Annotated in this window: 16 protein-coding genes, 1 tRNA gene and 1 pseudogene; 15 read left to right on the forward strand and 3 right to left on the reverse strand. The window is 73.8% G+C overall.

Annotated elements, in window-relative coordinates:
- From OERS_RS21650 to OERS_RS18815, 4 genes and pseudogenes are all read left to right on the forward strand, one after another.
- Nucleotides 1–745: pseudogene (locus tag OERS_RS21650) on the forward strand (serine/threonine-protein kinase); the annotation flags it as partial.
- A gap of 49 nt (nucleotides 746–794) precedes the next feature.
- On the forward strand, nucleotides 795–1427 hold the full coding sequence (locus OERS_RS18805) for a hypothetical protein (RefSeq protein WP_139107947.1): 633 nt from the start codon (nucleotides 795–797) through the stop codon (nucleotides 1425–1427).
- Between the two features lie 138 nt (nucleotides 1428–1565).
- Nucleotides 1566–2411, forward strand: coding sequence for a DsbA family protein (locus OERS_RS18810; RefSeq protein ID WP_068627580.1), 846 nt, complete (start codon nucleotides 1566–1568; stop codon nucleotides 2409–2411).
- Between the two features lie 119 nt (nucleotides 2412–2530).
- A tRNA-Thr gene (locus tag OERS_RS18815) sits at nucleotides 2531–2603 on the forward strand.
- A 93-nt stretch (nucleotides 2604–2696) separates the two neighbouring features.
- On the opposite strand, the gene OERS_RS18820 is transcribed toward OERS_RS18815, so the two are convergent.
- Nucleotides 2697–3518 (reverse strand): SGNH/GDSL hydrolase family protein, encoded by an 822-nt coding sequence (locus tag OERS_RS18820; RefSeq protein WP_056645288.1) that lies wholly within the window; start codon nucleotides 3516–3518, stop codon nucleotides 2697–2699.
- 84 nt (nucleotides 3519–3602) lie between these two features.
- A complete protein-coding gene (locus tag OERS_RS18825; protein WP_282956075.1) occupies nucleotides 3603–4343 on the reverse strand; it encodes a uracil-DNA glycosylase in 741 nt (246 codons plus the stop codon).
- A gap of 116 nt (nucleotides 4344–4459) precedes the next feature.
- On the opposite strand from OERS_RS18825, the gene OERS_RS18830 reads away from it, so the two are divergent.
- The 4 genes from OERS_RS18830 to OERS_RS18845 all read left to right on the forward strand — a co-directional run bounded on the left by OERS_RS18830 (nucleotide 4460) and on the right by OERS_RS18845 (nucleotide 7353).
- Nucleotides 4460–4786 (forward strand): DUF3263 domain-containing protein, encoded by a 327-nt coding sequence (locus OERS_RS18830; RefSeq protein WP_056645292.1) that lies wholly within the window; start codon nucleotides 4460–4462, stop codon nucleotides 4784–4786.
- A 31-nt stretch (nucleotides 4787–4817) separates the two neighbouring features.
- Nucleotides 4818–5471: a LytR C-terminal domain-containing protein gene (locus OERS_RS18835; RefSeq protein WP_068706729.1), complete on the forward strand. Its 654-nt coding sequence runs from the start codon at nucleotides 4818–4820 to the stop codon at nucleotides 5469–5471.
- A 182-nt stretch (nucleotides 5472–5653) separates the two neighbouring features.
- On the forward strand, nucleotides 5654–5857 hold the full coding sequence (locus tag OERS_RS18840; protein ID WP_056645298.1) for a cold-shock protein: 204 nt from the start codon (nucleotides 5654–5656) through the stop codon (nucleotides 5855–5857).
- A gap of 5 nt (nucleotides 5858–5862) precedes the next feature.
- Nucleotides 5863–7353: a phytoene desaturase family protein gene (locus tag OERS_RS18845; protein ID WP_231907556.1), complete on the forward strand. Its 1491-nt coding sequence runs from the start codon at nucleotides 5863–5865 to the stop codon at nucleotides 7351–7353.
- Between the two features lie 58 nt (nucleotides 7354–7411).
- Here OERS_RS18845 and OERS_RS18850 read toward each other — a convergent pair whose 3' ends face one another.
- On the reverse strand, nucleotides 7412–8872 hold the full coding sequence (locus OERS_RS18850) for a glycoside hydrolase family 15 protein (protein WP_409365932.1): 1461 nt from the start codon (nucleotides 8870–8872) through the stop codon (nucleotides 7412–7414).
- Nucleotides 8873–9108: 236 nt separating this feature from the next.
- Between OERS_RS18850 and groL the strand changes: the two genes are divergently transcribed.
- The 7 genes from groL to OERS_RS18885 all read left to right on the forward strand — a co-directional run.
- The gene (gene groL / locus OERS_RS18855) at nucleotides 9109–10743 is read left to right on the forward strand and encodes a chaperonin GroEL (RefSeq protein ID WP_056645303.1); all 1635 of its coding nucleotides are present in this window, start codon (nucleotides 9109–9111) and stop codon (nucleotides 10741–10743) included.
- 316 nt (nucleotides 10744–11059) lie between these two features.
- A complete protein-coding gene (locus tag OERS_RS18860; RefSeq protein WP_068627583.1) occupies nucleotides 11060–11719 on the forward strand; it encodes an isochorismatase family protein in 660 nt (219 codons plus the stop codon).
- Nucleotides 11716–12549 carry an SDR family oxidoreductase gene (locus OERS_RS18865; RefSeq protein WP_068627584.1) on the forward strand — a complete coding sequence of 278 codons (834 nt, stop codon included), beginning with the start codon at nucleotides 11716–11718 and terminating at the stop codon, nucleotides 12547–12549. Before OERS_RS18860 ends, OERS_RS18865 begins: the two co-directional genes overlap by 4 nt.
- A 105-nt stretch (nucleotides 12550–12654) precedes the next feature.
- A complete protein-coding gene (locus tag OERS_RS18870) occupies nucleotides 12655–13971 on the forward strand; it encodes an isochorismate synthase (RefSeq protein ID WP_068627585.1) in 1317 nt (438 codons plus the stop codon).
- Between the two features lie 198 nt (nucleotides 13972–14169).
- Nucleotides 14170–15705 (forward strand): (2,3-dihydroxybenzoyl)adenylate synthase, encoded by a 1536-nt coding sequence (locus OERS_RS18875; protein ID WP_068627586.1) that lies wholly within the window; start codon nucleotides 14170–14172, stop codon nucleotides 15703–15705.
- Complete coding sequence (locus OERS_RS18880) at nucleotides 15702–17186, forward strand: lysine N(6)-hydroxylase/L-ornithine N(5)-oxygenase family protein (RefSeq protein ID WP_068627587.1); 1485 nt, start codon at nucleotides 15702–15704, stop codon at nucleotides 17184–17186. Before OERS_RS18875 ends, OERS_RS18880 begins: the two co-directional genes overlap by 4 nt.
- Nucleotides 17183–18039: ABC transporter ATP-binding protein (locus OERS_RS18885; RefSeq protein ID WP_068627588.1), on the forward strand; the 857-nt coding region annotated here is incomplete at its 3' end. The genes OERS_RS18880 and OERS_RS18885, both read left to right, overlap by 4 nt.

Here is an 18039-nt window from a genome sequence, read left to right on the forward strand (position 1 = left end):
CGCTCGTGCTGATCGCGGGCAGCCGGCCCCGGGGCAGGTCGCCGCGCCGCCCGGGCGCGACCCGCTGTTCGACGCGTTCGGTCAACCCGTGGCGGCGCCCGCCGACGGGTACGCCCGCCCGTCCCACCGGCACCGGACCGGGACCCTGCTCGCGCTCGGGCTCCCGCTCGTGCTGCTCGCGGGCAGCCACCCCGGGGTCGCGTTCGTTCTCCTGTGCCTGCTCGTGGTCGCCGCGCGCGTCGTGGGCGTGGCCGCCGACTCGTTCCACGCGCACCGCGAGCGCAAGGGCGTCCAGCGCAGCGACGGCGTCCGGGTCGCGGTCGCCGTGCCCTGGTACGCGCTGCGGGCTGCCGTCGGTGCGCTGCCGTCGCTGCTCGTCGCCGGGTGCGGAGGGCTGCTCGTCGCGGTCGGGTCGTGGTGGATCCTCGCGCCCGGGATGGTCGTCCTCGCCCCTCTGCAGACGGTCGAGGCGCGGTCCGCGGGCGGGGCGAACGAGGACTGGGTCTTCACCGTGGTCCTGTGCCTCGCGATGGCGGTCGCGGTGCTCCTCGCGTGGTTCGGCCCGCTCTCCGCGCTGACGCGCTTCGGGGCACGCACGACCCTCGTGCACGTCGCGCCGGGGAGGGTGGGGGCGATCGTCCTGGTCGTGGTGGGCCTCGCGCTCGCCGCGATCGTGCTCTTCTCGCTCGGCGACGGAGCGCCCATCGAGTGGGCGCCGTTCCCCGGACCACCCCCGAGCATCTGATCCTGCTGCTTCACCGGAAACTCCCAGACTGTCCGAGTACGCTGACCCCGTGACCAGGACGTCCGCACCGGGCGCACCACACGGTGCGTCGCCCGGAACGCCCCCGAACGAGACCGCGCCACGCGCAGCGGTCCGTGCGGTCGTGCGCGCGCGGTCCGTCCACGGGACCTCCGCGGAGGCCTCGGTCCGCCGGTTCTCCGCCGTGACCTCGCTCGTCGTCGCCGGGTTCCTGCTCGTCGTCGGGACCCTGTCCCTCCTCGCGGACCGCGGCTTCAGCGTCGTCCACCAGTGCCTGCCGGCGCCCGGGGGCTGGGGCGTCGCCGGCGTCCACCTGGCCCTCCTGCGAGAGACCGCCGAGTGCCCGGCCGGGACCGCCGCCCTCGGGGGAGACCCCGCGCGGGTCGTGACGGTCGTCGGCGTGCTCGCCCTGCCCGTGCTGCTGGCGCACCTCGCGCTCCTGCTCGCGGGCTGCGGCCTCGCCGCCGTCGCCCTGCGCGTCCGTGACCGGTTCGTCGACGTCCTGCGCCCCCGGAACCTCGCGGCGCTGCTGCACCGCCCGCTCGCCCCTGTCGCCCACGCGTGCCGTCAGGTCGTCCGCTCGGCCACCAAGGTCCTGCACCATCTCGCGCTCGCCGCGGTGCGGTCGCTGCGCGGGCCACCGACCGCGCTCGCGGCCGCCTGACGACTCGTCACCCGACTCGTCACCGCCGCGCGACCCGGTGCCACCCGCACCCCGGCGCGCGCGGCACGGACCGCATCCTCCGCGACCAGTGCGGCCCCGTCCCGGAGCGCCGCGCCACCACGACTTCCAAGGACTCTCATGTCGACGAACGAATCCCGTCAGACCAAGGCCGACCGCCGCGACGCGGCCCGTGCCGAGGCCCTCGCGCTGCGCGAGGCACAGGCCAAGCGCGACAAGCGCAACCGAGCGATCACGATCGGCGCCCTCGTCGGCGGCCTCGCGGTCCTCATCGGTGCCTTCCTCTGGGTGTTCATCCCCGCGATGAACCAGAAGGAGGCCCGCGTCACCGAGCCGCTCACGGGCGTCACCGCGCCCGGCACCGCGAACGACACGGCCGGTATCTCGATCGGTGCCGACGGCGTGGCCGGCACCAGCACAGACGGCGCGGTCGACGTCGGCGTGTACTTCGACTACATGTGCCCCATCTGCGGGCAGTTCGAGGAGATCAACGGCGCCTCGCTCGACCAGCTGCGCGAGGCCGGCGACGTGAACGTCGTGCTGCACCCCGTGGCGATCCTCGACCGCATGGCCAACGCCCAGCAGTTCTCGACGCGCTCGGCCGCTGCCGCCGCCTACGTCGCCGAGCACGCTCCCGAGCAGCTCAACGCGTTCAACTCGGCGATGTTCGTCAACCAGCCCGAGGAGAACAAGGAGACGCTGACCGACCAGCAGATCGCCGAGATCGCCAAGACCGCGGGCGTCCCGGCCGACGTGGCCGACAAGATCGCCGCGGGGGACGCGGTCGACGAGTTCGGCGACTGGGTCGAGGGCGCGACCAACCTCGCGACGCAGAACCCGGACCTCGCCAACCCGCAGAGCGGTGGCTTCGGCACGCCGACCATCACGATCGACGGTGAGCGCTGGGACGGCAACTGGAGCGACCCGACGGCGCTCCAGGCCGCGGTCGAGGCAGCCAAGGGCTGACCCCGCCTCGCCGAGCGAGCGGCCGTCGTCGTGGCCCCGATGGGACGGACGACGGCCGCGCGCCCGACACCCGGTAGGCTGTTCGCGCACCTCAGGGTGCCGCTGCCCGCGGGTGGCGTGCCGCCTTAGCTCAGCTGGTAGAGCACTCGCCTTGTAAGCGAAAGGTCGTCGGTTCGAACCCGACAGGCGGCTCCGTCAGGAACGACGAAGGCCGGCGTCTCGCAGCACGCGCTGCGAGACGCCGGCCTTCGTCATGTCCGGGCCAGGTGCTGTCCCGGGGCGCCTCTACTGCGACTGCACGGGCGTCAGCACGGGCACCTTGGGCTCGCGCAGGTCGCCCGAGGACTGGCCCCGGAGCCGCCGCGTCGCCCACGGGTACACGTGCACCCGCACCCACTCGGCGTTCTGCCGGGCCCGGTCGAGGAGCGGGACCGGCGGGAGGGGAGACAACGGGTCGTCCCACGCGGCGTCGTCGGGCGCCTGGCCCAGGCCCACGAGCGCGGCCTGCGCGACGCGGCGGTGCCCGTCCGGGGTCAGGTGGATGCGGTCCTCGGACCACATGCGCCAGTCGTGGAGCGACGCCATGCCCCACAGGTCCAGGACGTGCGCGCCGTGGCGGCGCGCGATCGACCAGATGTGGGTGTTGTAGACGCCCACCCGGCCGCGCGTGAGCCCCACGAGGGGTGACCCCGACGTGTCGAAGCCCGTGCCCAGGAGGACGTCGATGCCCTCGGCGCGCAGCCGGGCCACCGCGTGCTCGAGGTTGCGGGCCAGACGGTCGATGTCGGCCGCAGGGCGCAGGATGTCGTTGCCGCCACCGATGAGGCTCACCAGGTCGGGCTTGAGCGCGATCGCGGCCGGCACCTGCTCGGTCAGGATCGAGCGCAGGAGCCGACCGCGGATCGCGAGGTTGGCGTACTGGAGCGGGGCCTGGCCCGCGGCGCTGCGTCGCGTCGACAGGTGCCCTGCGAGGAGGTCGGCCCAGCCGCGCTGGCGGTCCGGGTCGTTCGGGTAGGGGTCCCAGAGTCCTTCCGTGAACGAGTCGCCGATCGCGACGTAGCTGGCCCATCGGGGCGTGTTCTCATCGTCCGGGTGCGAGGTGGTCACCGGTCCATTGTGTGACAACGGGCGCCGTGCGTCGCGTGACTTTCCTGCCCGACGGCGCCACCCGGCCTGGTCAGGTGCCGCACCTCAGGCCGTGGGCAGCGTCCAGTCGACGGGCGCCGCGCCCTGGGCGACGAGCAGCTCGTCGACGCGCGAGAACGGCCGGGACCCGAAGAAGCCGCGGCGGGCCGAGAGCGGGCTGGGGTGCGCGCTCTCGACCACGGGCGTGCTGCCCAGGAGTGGCTTGAGCGTCGCGGCGTCGCGTCCCCAGAGGATCGCGACGAGCGGGCGGTCGCGCGCCACGAGCGCGCGGATCGCGGCCTCGGTGACGGGCTCCCAGCCCTTGCGACGGTGCGAGCCGGCGTCGCCGTCGCCGACCGTCAGGACCCTGTTGAGCAGCATGACGCCCTGGTCGCTCCATGCGGACAGGTCGCCGTGCGCGGGCGTCGTGGAGCCCAGGTCGGTCGCCATCTCGGCGTAGATGTTCTGGAGCGAGCGCGGCACGGGACGCACGTGCGGCTGGACGGAGAACGACAGGCCCATGGCGTGGCCGGGCGTGGGGTAGGGGTCCTGACCGACGATCAGGACGCGCACGTCGGCGAGCGGTCGCTGGAAGGCCCGCAGGATGTCCGCCGGCGCAGGCTGGTACGGACGTCCGGCCGCGGTCTCCGCGCGGAGGAAGTCGCCCACGGCGCGCAGCTGCGGCTCGACGGGGGCCAGGGCGGCCGCCCAGTCGGGGGCCATGATCTCGGCGAGCGGCCGTTGCGGGACGGCGGCCGAGGGGTGGTCGAGGGAGTCGGCAGGGACGGGCGTCGCGGAGCTGTTCACGCGGCGAGAGTACGCGAGCCGTTGAATGACACCCCTGTCGTTCGCGCGTAGGCTGGAGGTGCCCAGGTCCCCGCCGCTCGCCGGTGCCGGACGCCCCGACGAGTGAGGAACTGCCCATGAGCGAAGCGTTCGCCGACACGGAGCACCTCGTCGCTGCGTCCCTGGACGAGGCCGGGACGGAGACGGGGACCGGTTCGGGCCTCTCCGAGCGCGACCAGCAGATCCTCGCGTTCGAGCGTCAGTGGTGGAAGTACGCGGGCGCCAAGGAGCAGGCGGTCCGCGAGCTCTTCGACATGACGGCGACGCGCTACTACCAGGCGCTCAACGCCCTGATCGACTCCCCAGAGGCTCTCGCCCACGACCCCATGCTCGTCAAGCGTCTGCGCCGGATGCGGTCCACGCGTCAGCGTGCTCGCTCCGCCCGCCGACTCGGCGACGTTTAACCTGCCGGGTGAGACGGGCTACCCTGTCGGCGTGAGCAAGAGCGATTACCCCTACGCGCCTGACGAGTTCGACGTCCCCGCGCCCGAGGGCGCGCCCGTCGGCGTGTTCCGTGCTCCGCGCAGCAGGTGGAGCAAGACCTGGCCGTTCCTGCTCGTCGCCGGGATCTTCGCCGTGGTCGGGATCGGTGGCGTCTACGCGGTCTCCGGTGGGTTCGGCGGAGGGACGCCCGAGGCAGATGCCAAGCCACCGGCGGCGTCGGCCCCCGCCGAGGACCCCGCTGCAGGGGACCCCGCGACCGAGGAGACCCCGGTCGAGGAGGAGCCCGTGACCGAGGAGACCCCGGTCGAGGAGCCCGCGGACCCCGCGACCGACATCAACGCACTGCTGGCAGCAGCCGACAAGGGAGCGTTCGTCCGCGTCCTCAACGACAAGGGGCCCGAGGGCGAGTCCCGCGTCGGCAAGGCGGCCCTGGACGCCAAGGGGTTCACGAACGTGAAGTTCGAGGCCTACCCCGGCGACTCGGGCGTCACGGTCAACTCGATCTGGTACGCGGCGGACCGCAAGGAGACGGCGATGGCGGTCGCCGCGGTCCTGGGCATCCCCGCGGAGCAGGTCACGCAGGTCGCCGTCCGGGAGGGCGACGTCGTCGTCATCGTGAAGTCAGCGCTGACCGTCGCTCCCTGATCCGTCGCGGATCGTCGCGCGCAGGTCCACGGTGCCGTCCCCGTCGGAACGTCCTCGCAGGGACCGCATCGCGCGTACCGGTGACGGGGTGCAGCCCGCGGGCTAGGCTCGGAGGCACCGAGGGCGGTGGTCGCTCGCGGGCGACCCGCGGCACGCACGCGCCGCACACGAGGAGACCTTCCATGGCTCAGGGCACCGTCAAGTGGTTCAACGCCGAGAAGGGGTTCGGGTTCATCACCCCCGACTCGGGCGGTCAGGACCTCTTCGTCCACTTCAGCGCGATCCAGAACGACGGCTACCGCACCCTCGACGAGGGACAGGCCGTCGAGTACGAGCCGGGGCAGGGGCAGAAGGGCCCGCAGGCCGAACAGGTGCGCCCGCTCTGAACACCGTGACCCCCGCGCGTCACCTGACCGAGGTGGACGTCGTCGTCGTCGGATCCGGGCCGAACGGCCTCGCCGCGGCGGTGACGTGCGCCAGGGCGGGGCTGTCCGTGCGGGTCCTGGAGGCGCAGCCCACGGTCGGGGGCGGGTCCCGCACCCTGGACCTGGGTCTGGCCGAGGGCATGGTCCACGACATCTGTTCCGCCGTGCACCCCATGGCGTGGGCGTCGCCGTTCTTCCAGGCGTTCGACCTGCCGTCGCGCGGCGTCGAGCTGCTCGTCCCCGACGTCTCGTACGCCCAGCCGCTGCCGGGCGGTCGCGCGGGGATCGCCTACCGGGACCTCGACCGGACGGTCGACGGGCTGGGGGTCGACGGCGCCGCCTGGCGTTCGCTCGTCGGCTCGCTGTCCCGGAACACGGGCCATGCGGTCGCGACCGCTCTGGGCGACAAACGGAGCATCCCGGCGGGGCTCCTCCCGCGCGGGGTGCCGACCGCGGCCCGGTTCGGCCTCGGTGTGCTCGAGCAGGGCACCCGGGCCTGGGACCGGCGCTTCGTGGGGGACGTCGCGCCCGCACTCTTCACAGGGGTCGCGGCGCACGGGATCGCCCCCATGCCGTCGCTGGCCTCGGCAGGGGTCGCGATGCTGCTCGCGTCGCTCGCGCACACCGAGGGCGGCTGGCCGGTCCCTCGCGGCGGCTCGGGGGCGATCGTGACCGCACTGGTCGCGGACCTGGAGGCGCACGGCGGCGAGGTGGTCACCGATCATCCCGTGCGCTCGGAGTCGGACCTCCCCCCGGCCCGGGCCGTCATCTTCGACACGACGCCCCGCACCGTGGTCGAGGTGTTCGGTTCCCGTCTCACCGGCCGTGCCGCCAGGGCGCTCACGGCATTCCCCTACGGCAACGCGGCCGCCAAGGTCGACTTCGTGCTGCGCGGTCCTGTGCCGTGGCAGAACCCCGAGGTCGGGCTCGCCGGGACGGTTCACGTGGGCGGCACTCGCGCCGAGATGGCTGCCGCGGAGGCCGCGGTCGAGGCCGGTCGCCACGCCGAGCGGCCCATGGTCCTCGTGAGCGACCCGAGCGTCGTCGATCCGTCCCGGAGGGTCGGCGACCTGCGACCGCTGTGGACGTACGCACACGTCCCGGCCGGGTCAACGCTCGACGTCACCGAGGCGATCACCGCCCAGATCGAACGCTTCGCTCCCGGCTTCCGCGACGTCGTCGTGACCTCGCGGTGCGTGCCCGCGGCGCGCATGAGCGAGCACAACGCCAACTACGTGGGTGGGGACATCGCGGCGGGGGCCGTCAGCATGTGGCGCGTCCTCGCGCGCCCGACCGCGCGCCTCGACCCGTACGCGACGGGCCTCGACGGGGTCTACCTCTGCTCGGCCTCGACCCCGCCGGGCCCCGGGGTCCACGGGCTCGGGGGCTGGTACGCGGCCCAGCGCGTCCTGCGCCGGGAGTTCGACGTCCCGCACCTGCCGGTCCTCGCGCCCTGACAGCAAGGGCCACCGGGGCGGGCGGGCGCGCACGCCTCGCGGTCGGACGCGGCCCGGCTCAGGGATCCAGGACGCCGGCAGCCTCGATGCGCCGGTCCTCGAGCTCGACCAGGGTCAGCACCACGAGCGACGAGCTCCACGTGAGCGGTGCGACCGCCGCGGGGGAGCCGTCGGCGAGGACCTTCTCGGGGATCGCGCCGGAGGCCGTCCGGTGCGCCGCGAGCCAGTCGAGCCAGCTCTCGGCGGCCTCCTCCTCACCGATCGAGGCGCCCGCGAGGGCGAACAGCGCGGTCTGGGGCGTCCAGGAGACGCCGTCGGCGCGCCACCCTGCTCCCGGAGCCACACCCCCGGCCGGACGGAGCATCGACATGACCGAGGAGCGCCAGGCGTCCTCGGCCCCGTCGAGCGCCGTGGGCTGGAACGGGGGGAGCGCGAACGTGGTCGCGGCGTCCTGCGCCCCGCCCGACACGGCGCGCGGGTAGCCCTGGGAACCGAACCGGTCCTCGATCGCCGTCCGCAGGCGCATCGCGGCGCTCGCCGCGTCGGCCGCACGGTCCCACTGCTCGCCGTCGCGGTAGAACCCCATGGCCCCCTCGAGCCCGGCGAGCAGGGGCGCGGCGGTCCCGAGGGTCAGGTCGGTCGGGTGCACCTCCCAGTAGTCGCTCGACGGGGGAGGCAGGTCGGTGTCGTCGTCGAGCAGGGCGATCACGTGAGCGGTCGAGGCGTCGACGAGCGGAGCGAGGCGCTCCCGCGCGTCCTCCCGGTCCTCGGGGTCCTCGATCTCGTCGAGCACGGTCCATGCCGACCACAGGGCCCACCCGTTCCCGTCCGACTGGATCCCGCGGTCGTCGGGGACCCCGGAGGCGTCGGGGAGGTAGCGGGCGTGGAACGAGCCGTCGGGCTCCTGGACCGAGCGCAGGAAGTCGAGCACGCGCAAGGCGTCGTCGACGTGACCGGTCCGCGCGTACGCGGCCGCGGTGAACGACGAGTCGCGCGGCCACACGAAGCGCCAGCGCGGGGACGCGGCGGCGAGCGAGGCACCGTTCTCGAGCGTCAGGGCGTGCAGGTCGAGGAGGGCGTCCTCGCCGAGCCCCTCGAAGCGGGTGCCGGCGCCCGGGACCCGGCCGTCGGCGAGCCAGGCCCTGGACGAGGCCGCGGAGCGCTCGGCGCTCGCGACGTCGAGCAGCGAGCCGGCGGTCACGGGAGAGCCCGCGACCTGGCTGAGCCGGTCGACCTCGCCGTCGGAGGGGTCGATCCCGTCCGTGAGCCAGGCGGGGTCGAGGGCCGCGGGGTCGAGGACCCTGCTGCCCTCGAGGTAGGTGGCGCCCATGCCTGCGGGAAGGCGCAGGAGGACGCCGGGGGCCGCGGTCGCGACGCCGTCCTGGTACAGGTCGATCTGGACGTCGGTCGGCTGCGGGGACGGGGTGGCCCCGGCCGTCACGAGCACCACGACGGGGGCGATCGCCGCTCCCAGCACCGCCAGTCGCCACCTCTTTGTCGCGAAACTCACACTGGGCATCCTAGGACGAGCCGGACGTGCGTCGTTCCGCTGGGGGCGATAGCGACCGAACGGCCTTGCACTCGTCCGGGCAGAGTGCCAATAATGGCGTTAGCACTCTCGTCATGAGAGTGACAGTTTTCTCTGGTCGTCAGGTGAGGCCCGCGAGTCGGCGTGACAGGAACGTCGTCGTGCGCGAGCCGTCCGTCGCGGGCGCCGACCGACCGTCACACGCCACCAGCGGAGGATCAATCCCCATGGCAAAGATCATCGCCTTCAACGAGGAGGCACGTCGCGGGATGGAGCGCGGGCTCAACGTCCTCGCCGACACCGTGAAGGTCACGCTCGGCCCCAAGGGCCGCAACGTCGTCCTCGACAAGAAGTGGGGCGCGCCCACCATCACCAACGATGGTGTGAGCATCGCCAAGGAGATCGAGCTCGACGACCCGTACGAGAAGATCGGTGCGGAGCTCGTCAAGGAGGTCGCCAAGAAGACCGACGACGTCGCGGGTGACGGCACCACCACCGCGACCGTGCTCGCCCAGGCGCTCGTGCGCGAGGGCCTGCGCAACGTCGCGGCCGGGTCCAATCCGATCGCCCTCAAGCGCGGCATCGAGAAGGCTGTCGAGGCCGTGACGGCCCAGCTGCTCGTCGCTGCCAAGGACATCGAGACCAAGGAAGAGATCGCCGCCACGGCCGCGATCTCGGCCGGTGACCCCGCGATCGGCGAGCTCATCGCCGAGGCCCTCGACAAGGTGGGCAAGGAAGGCGTCATCACCGTCGAGGAGTCGAACACGTTCGGCCTCGAGCTCGAGCTCACCGAGGGCATGCGCTTCGACAAGGGCTTCCTGGCCCGCTACTTCGAGACCGACCCCGAGCGTCAGGAAGCGGTCCTCGAGGACCCGTACGTCCTGATCGTCGAGTCGAAGATCTCGAACGTCAAGGACCTGCTGCCGCTGCTCGACCAGGTCATGAAGGCCGGCCGCAGCCTCCTCATCATCGCCGAGGACGTCGAGGGCGAGGCCCTGGCCACCCTCGTGCTGAACAAGATCCGTGGCACCTTCAAGTCCGTCGCCGTCAAGGCTCCGGGCTTCGGCGACCGCCGCAAGGCCATGCTGCAGGACATCGCGATCCTCACGGGTGGCCAGGTCATCTCCGAGACGGTCGGCCTCAAGCTGGAGACCGCGACCCTCGACCTGCTCGGCCAGGCTCGCAAGGTCGTCGTCACCAAGGACGAGACCACGATCGTCGAGGGTGCCGGCGACGCCGACCTCATCGCGGGTCGCGTGAACCAGATCCGTTCCGAGATCGAGAAGTCGGACTCCGACTACGACCGCGAGAAGCTCCAGGAGCGCCTCGCCAAGCTCGCCGGTGGTGTCGCTGTCATCAAGGCCGGCGCCGCGACCGAGGTGGAGCTCAAGGAGCGCAAGCACCGCATCGAGGACGCCGTCCGCAACGCGAAGGCTGCCGTCGAGGAGGGCATCGTCGCCGGTGGTGGCGTGGCTCTCATCCAGGCCGGCGCCGTCGCGTTCGAGACCGCTGCGATCACCGACCTGGTCGGCGACGAGGCGACCGGTGCGCAGATCGTGCGCGCCGCGATCGACGCCCCGCTCAAGCAGATCGCGATCAACGCCGGTCTCGAGGGTGGCGTCGTGGCCGAGAAGGTCCGCAACCTCCCCTCGGGCCACGGCCTGAACGCCGCGACCGGCGTCTACGAGGACCTGCTCGCCGCAGGCGTCAACGACCCGGTCAAGGTCACGCGCTCCGCGCTGCAGAACGCTGCGTCCATCGCAGCGCTCTTCCTGACGACCGAGGCCGTCGTCGCGGACAAGCCGGAGAAGAACCAGCCGATGCCGGGTGGCGACGGCGGCATGGGCGGCATGGACTTCTGATCCGTCCGCTCACGCGGCCGGGCTCCTAGGAGCCTGCGCAGCTGACACGAAGGGCCGTCCGGCCAGGGAGACCTGGCCGGGCGGCCCTTCGGCGTTCCCCGGGTGCGGGGCGGGGTGCGGGGAGCTCGCCGAGGAGGCGCCTCCCTGTGGCGAGCCTGTCGCCCCGCGAACGAGATGGCAGATCGTCACGATCTGTCCGTTCCGTGGACACCCCTTTTCGGGCGGGTCGACAGTGTGCTTAGGTCTACCTCAGTGAGGAAAGGTTTACCTAACTCACCCGACAAACCGCTCGATACACCTGGCTCTGGGGGGGACCATGGGACTGCCGACGATCGCCGCCTACGACGGCCCGGCACCGCACGAGTACCCGAGCAACCGCGTGACCTGGCAGGTCGACCCTGCTCGCGCGGTGCTCCTCGTCCACGACATGCAGCAGTACTTCGTGGACGCGTTCGACCCGGCGTCTCCCGCCCTGCGGGACGCCGTCGGCAACATCTCCCGGCTCGCCGCGACGGCGCGCGAGCTCGGCATCCCGGTCGTCCTGACCGCTCAGCCGCCCGCGCAGCAGCCCGCCGACCGCGGCCTGCTCACGGACTTCTGGGGCCCGGGCATCCCGGACGACGGCACCGACGTCGTGATCGACGCGCTCGCACCGCAGCCGGGGGACACCCTGCTGACCAAGTGGCGCTACGACGCGTTCGTCCGCACGGGCCTGCGCGACCTCCTGCGCGAGCAGGGGCGAGACCAGCTCGTCGTGACGGGCGTCTACGCCCACATCGGCTGCCTCGTCACGGCGTGCGACGCGTTCATGCACGACGTCCAGCCGTTCCTCGTCGGAGACGCCGTCGCGGACTTCTCGCTCGCGCACCACCGCCAGGCCCTCGCCTGGGCCGCGGACCGGTGTGCGGTCGTGGCGACGACCGACGACGTGCTGACGCACCTCGGGGCACGCGTCCCCGCGGTGGCGGGGGCATGAGCACGCGCGTCGTCCTCGTGACCGGTGCCGCGGGCGGCATCGGGGCCGCGGTCGTGCACGCGTTCGCCGCCGAGGGCTACGTCGTCGTGGCGGCCGACCTCGACCGCCCGACCGTTCCTGCGCACCCGGCCGAGGCGCGGCACGGCGGCACCGCGCCCGTCCCGGCCGCCGCGCCGAGCACCCCGGGCACCGTCGTCCCGGTGCGCCTCGACGTCACCGACGAGCAGGACGTGGCTCGCCTGGTCCGCTGGGTCGAGGACGAGGTCGGACCCCTCGAGGTCCTCGTCAACGCCGCGGGCGTCCTGCGCCCGGGGGTCGTGACCGAGTCCTCGCTCGCGGACTGGCAGCGCATGCTCGCGGTCAACGCGACGGGCGTCTACCTGGTCTCGCGCGAGGTCGCCCGATGTCTGTCCTCCCGTCGGCGCGGCGCGATCGTCACGGTCGCCTCGAACGCCGCGGGCGTCCCGCGCGTCGGCATGGCCGCGTACGCGGCCTCGAAGGCCGCGGCGTCGAGCCTGACCCGGTCGCTCGGTCTCGAGCTCGCACCGTTCGGGGTCCGCTGCAACGTGGTCTCGCCGGGCTCGACCCGCACGCCCATGCTCGCGGCGCTCGCCGGGTCCCCGGGGTCCGACGACGTCCCCGTCCTCGACGAGCCGGCCGAGGCCCGCGTCGTGGCCGGCGCGCCGCAGGACTTCCGGCTCGGCATCCCGCTGGGGCGTCTCGCCGAGGTGCAGGACGTGGCCGCCGCGGTGGTCTTCCTGGCCTCGGACGCGGCCCGGCACATCACGGTGCACGAGCTCGTCGTCGACGGTGGCGCCACGCTCCGCTGACCGTCGCACCACCCACCCCCGCGTCACCGCACGACCTCTCGCACGTCACCCTGCGGACGACCGCGCAGGCCTTCATGCACCCATCGACACCGACGAGGACGCCTCATGACCGGCTTCACCGTGCTCGACGACCCGGCACCTCCCACGAAGATGCCCGCGGTCGCTCTCGACCCGGCGCACGCACGCCGCCCGCACCGCGCCCCAGAAACCCCGGACACCCCGGAGACCTCGGCCTCCGCGGCTCCCACCTGGACGCCCGACGACGGAGCCTCGCCCGGCCACGCCGAGTTCCGTTTCGCGTCGCCCCGGACGGGCCTCGTCGCGCACGGCGTCCGTGCGCGGCTCGACGTGCCGTCGTGGGACGGGCCGGCCGTCGCGGGCGCAGCGCACGAGCTGCTGGCCCGCGCGGCCGGGGCCCGGTGGGCCGGCGAGCCCGCGCCGATCCTTGTCGGCGCCATCCCGTTCGACCCCTCGCGCCCCGCGCACCTCGTGGTGCCGGCGCACCAGTCGTGGCACCCCGTGGTCTCCAGCGGCGCACCGGCAGACACCTCCGAGGAGGGCCCGCTACCCGTCGCCCGGCCCGAGCACGCGCTGCCCGGACGCGACGACGCGGTCTTCCGCGCCGCCGTCGGGCGGGCCGTGTCCCGGCTCGAGGACGGCGCGGCCGAGAAGGTCGTCCTGGCGCGCACGCTCGACGTGTCCGCACCCGAGCCGCTCGACCGCGGCGCCGTGCGCGCGGCCGTGCGGCGGGCCAACCCGGACGCGTACGTGTTCGACGTCGAGCTGCCCGGCGACCAGGGGCACCTGGTCGGGGCGAGCCCCGAGCTCCTGGTCTCGGTGCGCGACGGCGTGCTCCACAGCCACCCGCTCGCGGGATCGGCCCCGCGCTCGGCCGATCCCGACGAGGACCGCGCGACCGCCCAGCGGCTCCTGGCCTCGGAGAAGGACCTGCGCGAGCACGCGTTCGTGACCGACGCGATCCGCGAGGTGCTGCGCGCGTACGTCGACCGCGAGGAGGACCTGGACGTGCCCGCGACCCCCGAGCTCGTCGCGACCTCGCACCTGTGGCACCTGGGCACGCCCCTCACGGCCCGCCTGACGTCCGGGACCTCGGTGCTCGACGTCGTGTACGCGCTGCACCCCACGCCCGCGGTCTGCGGCCACCCGCAGGACGCTGCGCGCGAGCTCATCGGTTCCCTCGAACCGTTCGACCGCGGCTTCTACACGGGCCTCGTGGGCTGGGCCGACCAGGCCGGGAACGGCGAGTGGGCGATCGTGCTGCGCTGCGGCGTGGTGCGCGGCGCCGACGTGCGGCTGTTCGCGGGGGCGGGCGTCGTCGTCGGGTCCACGCCCGAGGGCGAGCACGCCGAGACCGCGGTGAAGTTCTCGACGCTGCTGTCCGCGCTGGGCGGGGTCTCGTGAGCGCACTCCCCGCACGGCAGCCCACGCACCCCGCACCGCTCCTCCTCGACGGCGTGGTCCCGGTGCCGGCCGATGCCGCCGACCGCTACCGCGCGGCCGGGTACTGGACCGACCAGACGCTCGGCTCGCTCGTGCGCGACGCCGCTGCTGCCCGGCCCGACGCGACGGCGCTCGTCGACGGGGCCCGTGCCCTCACGTATGCCGACCTCGACCGCGCGGCCGACGAGCTCGCGCACGGGTTCGCCGCGCTGGGGCGACCGCGTGGTGGTCCAGCTCCCGAGCGCGTGCGAGCTCGTCGAGGTGCTCGTCGCGCTGGGCCGGTCGGGGATCGTGCCCGTCCTCGCGCTGCCCGCCCACCGCCGCACCGAGGTCGAGTACTTCGCGGCCCGCACGGGCGCCGTGGCGCTCGTGTCCGCGAGCGTCGAGCAGGGCTTCGACCACGCTGCCCTGGCCCGCGAGGTCGGTGACGCCGTCGGGTCGGTGCGGCACGTCGTGGTGGCGGGCGGCCCTCCGGCAGCGCCGGGCCTGTCGGGGCACGACGAGCGGGGTGACGTCGCGGTGCACTCCCTCGACGACGTGCGCCGCGCGGACCTCGCAGCGGCCCACGGCCCGTTCGAGGACGCCGCCCACCCGTCCGACGTCGTGCTCCTCCAGCTCTCGGGCGGGACCACGGGCACGCCCAAGCTCATCCCGCGCACGCACGCCGACTACCTGTACTCGGTGCGCGAGAGCGCGCGGATCTGCGGCCTCGGACCGGACTCGGCCTATCTCGCGGCGCTCCCCGTCGCGCACAACTACGGCCTCACGTCACCCGGCGTCCTGGGTGTGCTGCACGCGGGCGGGACCGTCGTCCTGTCCCCGCACGGCGCGCCCGACGTCGCGTTCGCCCTGATCGAGCGGCACCGGGTCACGCACGTGGCGCTCGTGCCGCCGCTCGCGCACGTCTGGGCGGCCTCGCCGCTCGTCGCGGCGCACGACCTCTCCTCGCTCCAGGTCCTCCAGGTCGGGGGAGCCAAGCTCGGGACGAGCGCGGCCGAACGCCTGATCGAGGTGTTCGGGGACACGCTCCAGCAGGTCTTCGGCATGGCCGAGGGGCTCGTCTGCTACACCCGGGCGGGCGACCCGCGCGAGGTCGTCGTCGGGACGCAGGGGCGGCCCGTCTCCCCGGCCGACGAGGTCCTCGTCGTGGACGACGACGACCACCCGGTGCCGCCCGGTGAGCCCGGGCACCTGCTGACCCGCGGTCCGTACACGATCCGCGGCTACTACCGGGCCCCCGAGCACGACGCCCGCTCGTTCACCGCCGACGGCTTCTACCGCACGGGGGACCTCGTGACGCGCGACGCCGACGGCTACCTCACGGTCGTGGGCCGGGCCAAGGAGCAGATCAACCGCGGGGGAGAGAAGATCGCGCCCGCCGAGGTCGAGAACCACCTGCGCGCCCATCCCGGCGTGCTCGACGCGAGCGTCGTCGGCGAGCCCGACGAGTACCTGGGCGAGCGCGCGATCGCGCGCGTCGTGGCACGGCCCGGGGCGGTCGCGCCGACCGGTCCCGTGCTGCGCTGCTTCCTGCGCGAGCGGGGCATCGCGGCCTACAAGGTCCCCGACCGCTTCGAGACCGTCGAGGCGCTCGCCACCACCGCGGTCGGCAAGGTCGACCGCGCCCACCCGGCCGCCGCGCCCGCGGCACCCGCCGACCCCGAACCCCGCACCCAGCCGTGGAGCCCGCGATGAGCAACCCTTCCCGCACGCAGGACCCCCGCCACCCCGGCCACGAGGTCGACGTCGACCTCCTGGGCCTCGGCTTCGGCCCCTCCAACATGGCGCTCGCGATCGCGGTCGAGGAGCACAACGCCGTGTCCGACGAGCCGCTGAGTGCGGTCTTCCACGAGCGCCAGGCGACCTCGCGCTGGCACCACGGGATGCTCTTCGAAGGCGCCCACATGCAGGTCGCGTTCGCCAAGGACCTCGTGACCCTGCGCAACCCCACGAGCGACTACTCGTTCCTCGCGTTCCTGCACGAGCAGGAGCGGCTCGTCGACTTCCTCAACCGGGGCAGCCTCACGCCCCTGCGCGTCGAGTTCGCCGCGTACCTGCGGTGGGCCGCGGCCCGGCTCGCCGGGGTCACGCGCTACGGGTCCACGGTCGAGACGGTGGTCCCGGTGCGCGACGGCGGACGGGTCGTCGCGTTCGACGTCACGGTCGCGGACGCGCAGGGCCGCAGCACGACCAGGGCGCGCGACGTGGTGGTCGCCGCAGGACTCCAGGCGCGCCTCCCCTCCGGGGTCGTCGAGTCGGACCGCGTGTGGCACAACCAGCGCTACCTCGACCGGGTCGCGCTCGTCGACCACGACGTGCGGCGTGCCGTGGTCGTGGGAGCCGGGCAGAGCGCGGCCGAGATCATGCTCGACCTCTACGACCGGTTCCCCGGGGCCGAGGTCCGCTCGGTGTCGCGGCGCTACGGCTTCTCGCCCTCGGACTCGACGCCCTACGCCAACTCGGTGTTCGACCCGGGCGCGGTCGACGTCTTCTACGACGCCCCGCCCGCGGGCCGCGCCCAGCTCATGGCGCACCACCGCAACACCAACTACTCGGTCGTGGCCGAGGAGACCATCCGCGCGCTGCACGAGCACGAGTACCGCGACCGGTGGCTCGGTCGCGACCGCCTGCACTGGCACCGCTGCACCGAGGTGCTCGACGTGCGCGACCCGTCGGACGGTCCTGTCGCCCTCACGCTCGCCGAGAACCTCACGGGGACCACGGCCGTCCTGGACGCCGACCTCGTGGTGCTCGCGACGGGCTACCGCCCGCTGGATCCCACGACGCTGCTCGGCGGATCGCGGGACGACGAGGGGCTGCGCACGAAGCCGTCATCGGCCGCCACAGCCCCCGGCCGGGAGGCCGCAGGACTCCTGGGCCGCGACGCCGACGGCGCCCTGGACCTGCACCGCGACCACCGCGTGCGCCTGACGGAGCCCACCGACGCGGGCCTCTACCTCGTGGGACAGTCCGAGCACTCGCACGGGCTCTCCTCGACCCTGCTCTCGACGCTCGGCGTCCGCGCCGGCGAGGTGCTCGCCTCGGTCCTCTCTCGCCGAGGCACCGCACCGGGCGAGGAGAGCGACGCGGGCCGCGCGACGCCGTCGGGCGGGGAAGGCCCCGACGTCCGCAGCGCCCGGACGCCCGACGTCGCGTTCCCCGTGGCCGCGCGATGAGCCTCACCACCGCCGGCCTGCGTGTCGGCTACGGCCGGCGCGACGTGCTCCAGGGCGTCGACCTCGAGATCCTCGAGGGCGAGCTGACCGTGATCGTCGGGCCCAACGGCTGCGGCAAGTCGACCCTCCTGCTCGCGCTCGCGCGCATCCTGCGGCCCAGCGCCGGGACGGTCGAGCTCGACGGGCGCGTGGTCACCTCGATGCCGCCGCGCGAGGTCGCGCGCCGGCTCGCGTTCCTGCCGCAGGCCCCGCTCGGGCCCGACGGCATCCGCGTCCGCGACCTGGTCGCGCGCGGCCGGCACCCGCACCAGGGCTTCCTGCGGGCGCTCTCGGCCGAGGACCACCGCGTGATCGACGAGGTGCTGCTGGCGACCGACACGCTCGACCTGTCGACCCGCCGCGTGAGCGAGCTGTCGGGCGGGCAGCGCCAGCGCGTGTGGATCGCCATGGCGCTCGCGCAGGAGACGTCGCTGCTGCTGCTCGACGAGCCCACGACGTTCCTGGACGTCGCGCACCAGATCGACGTGCTCGACACGTGCGCGCGCCTGCACCACGAGGGCCGCACGGTCGTGGCCGTGCTGCACGACCTCAACCTCGCGGTCCGGTACGCCACGCACCTCGTCCTCATGAAGGACGGCGCGGTCGTGGCCCAGGGGCGTCCCCAGGAGGTGCTGACCACCGACCTCGTCGAGCAGGTGTTCGGGATCCGCGCCCACCTCGTCGCAGATCCCGAGGGCTGGCCGCTCGTGGTCCCCGTCCGCTCGGACGTCCTGGCCCGGCGGGCCGGGGCGAGCCCGTCGGCCGTCCATGCCAAACAGGCCACCCCGACCACCCCGACCGAAGGATCCGTATG

This window comes from Oerskovia enterophila, assembly GCF_001692445.1.
GTDB lineage: Bacteria > Actinomycetota > Actinomycetes > Actinomycetales > Cellulomonadaceae > Oerskovia > Oerskovia enterophila.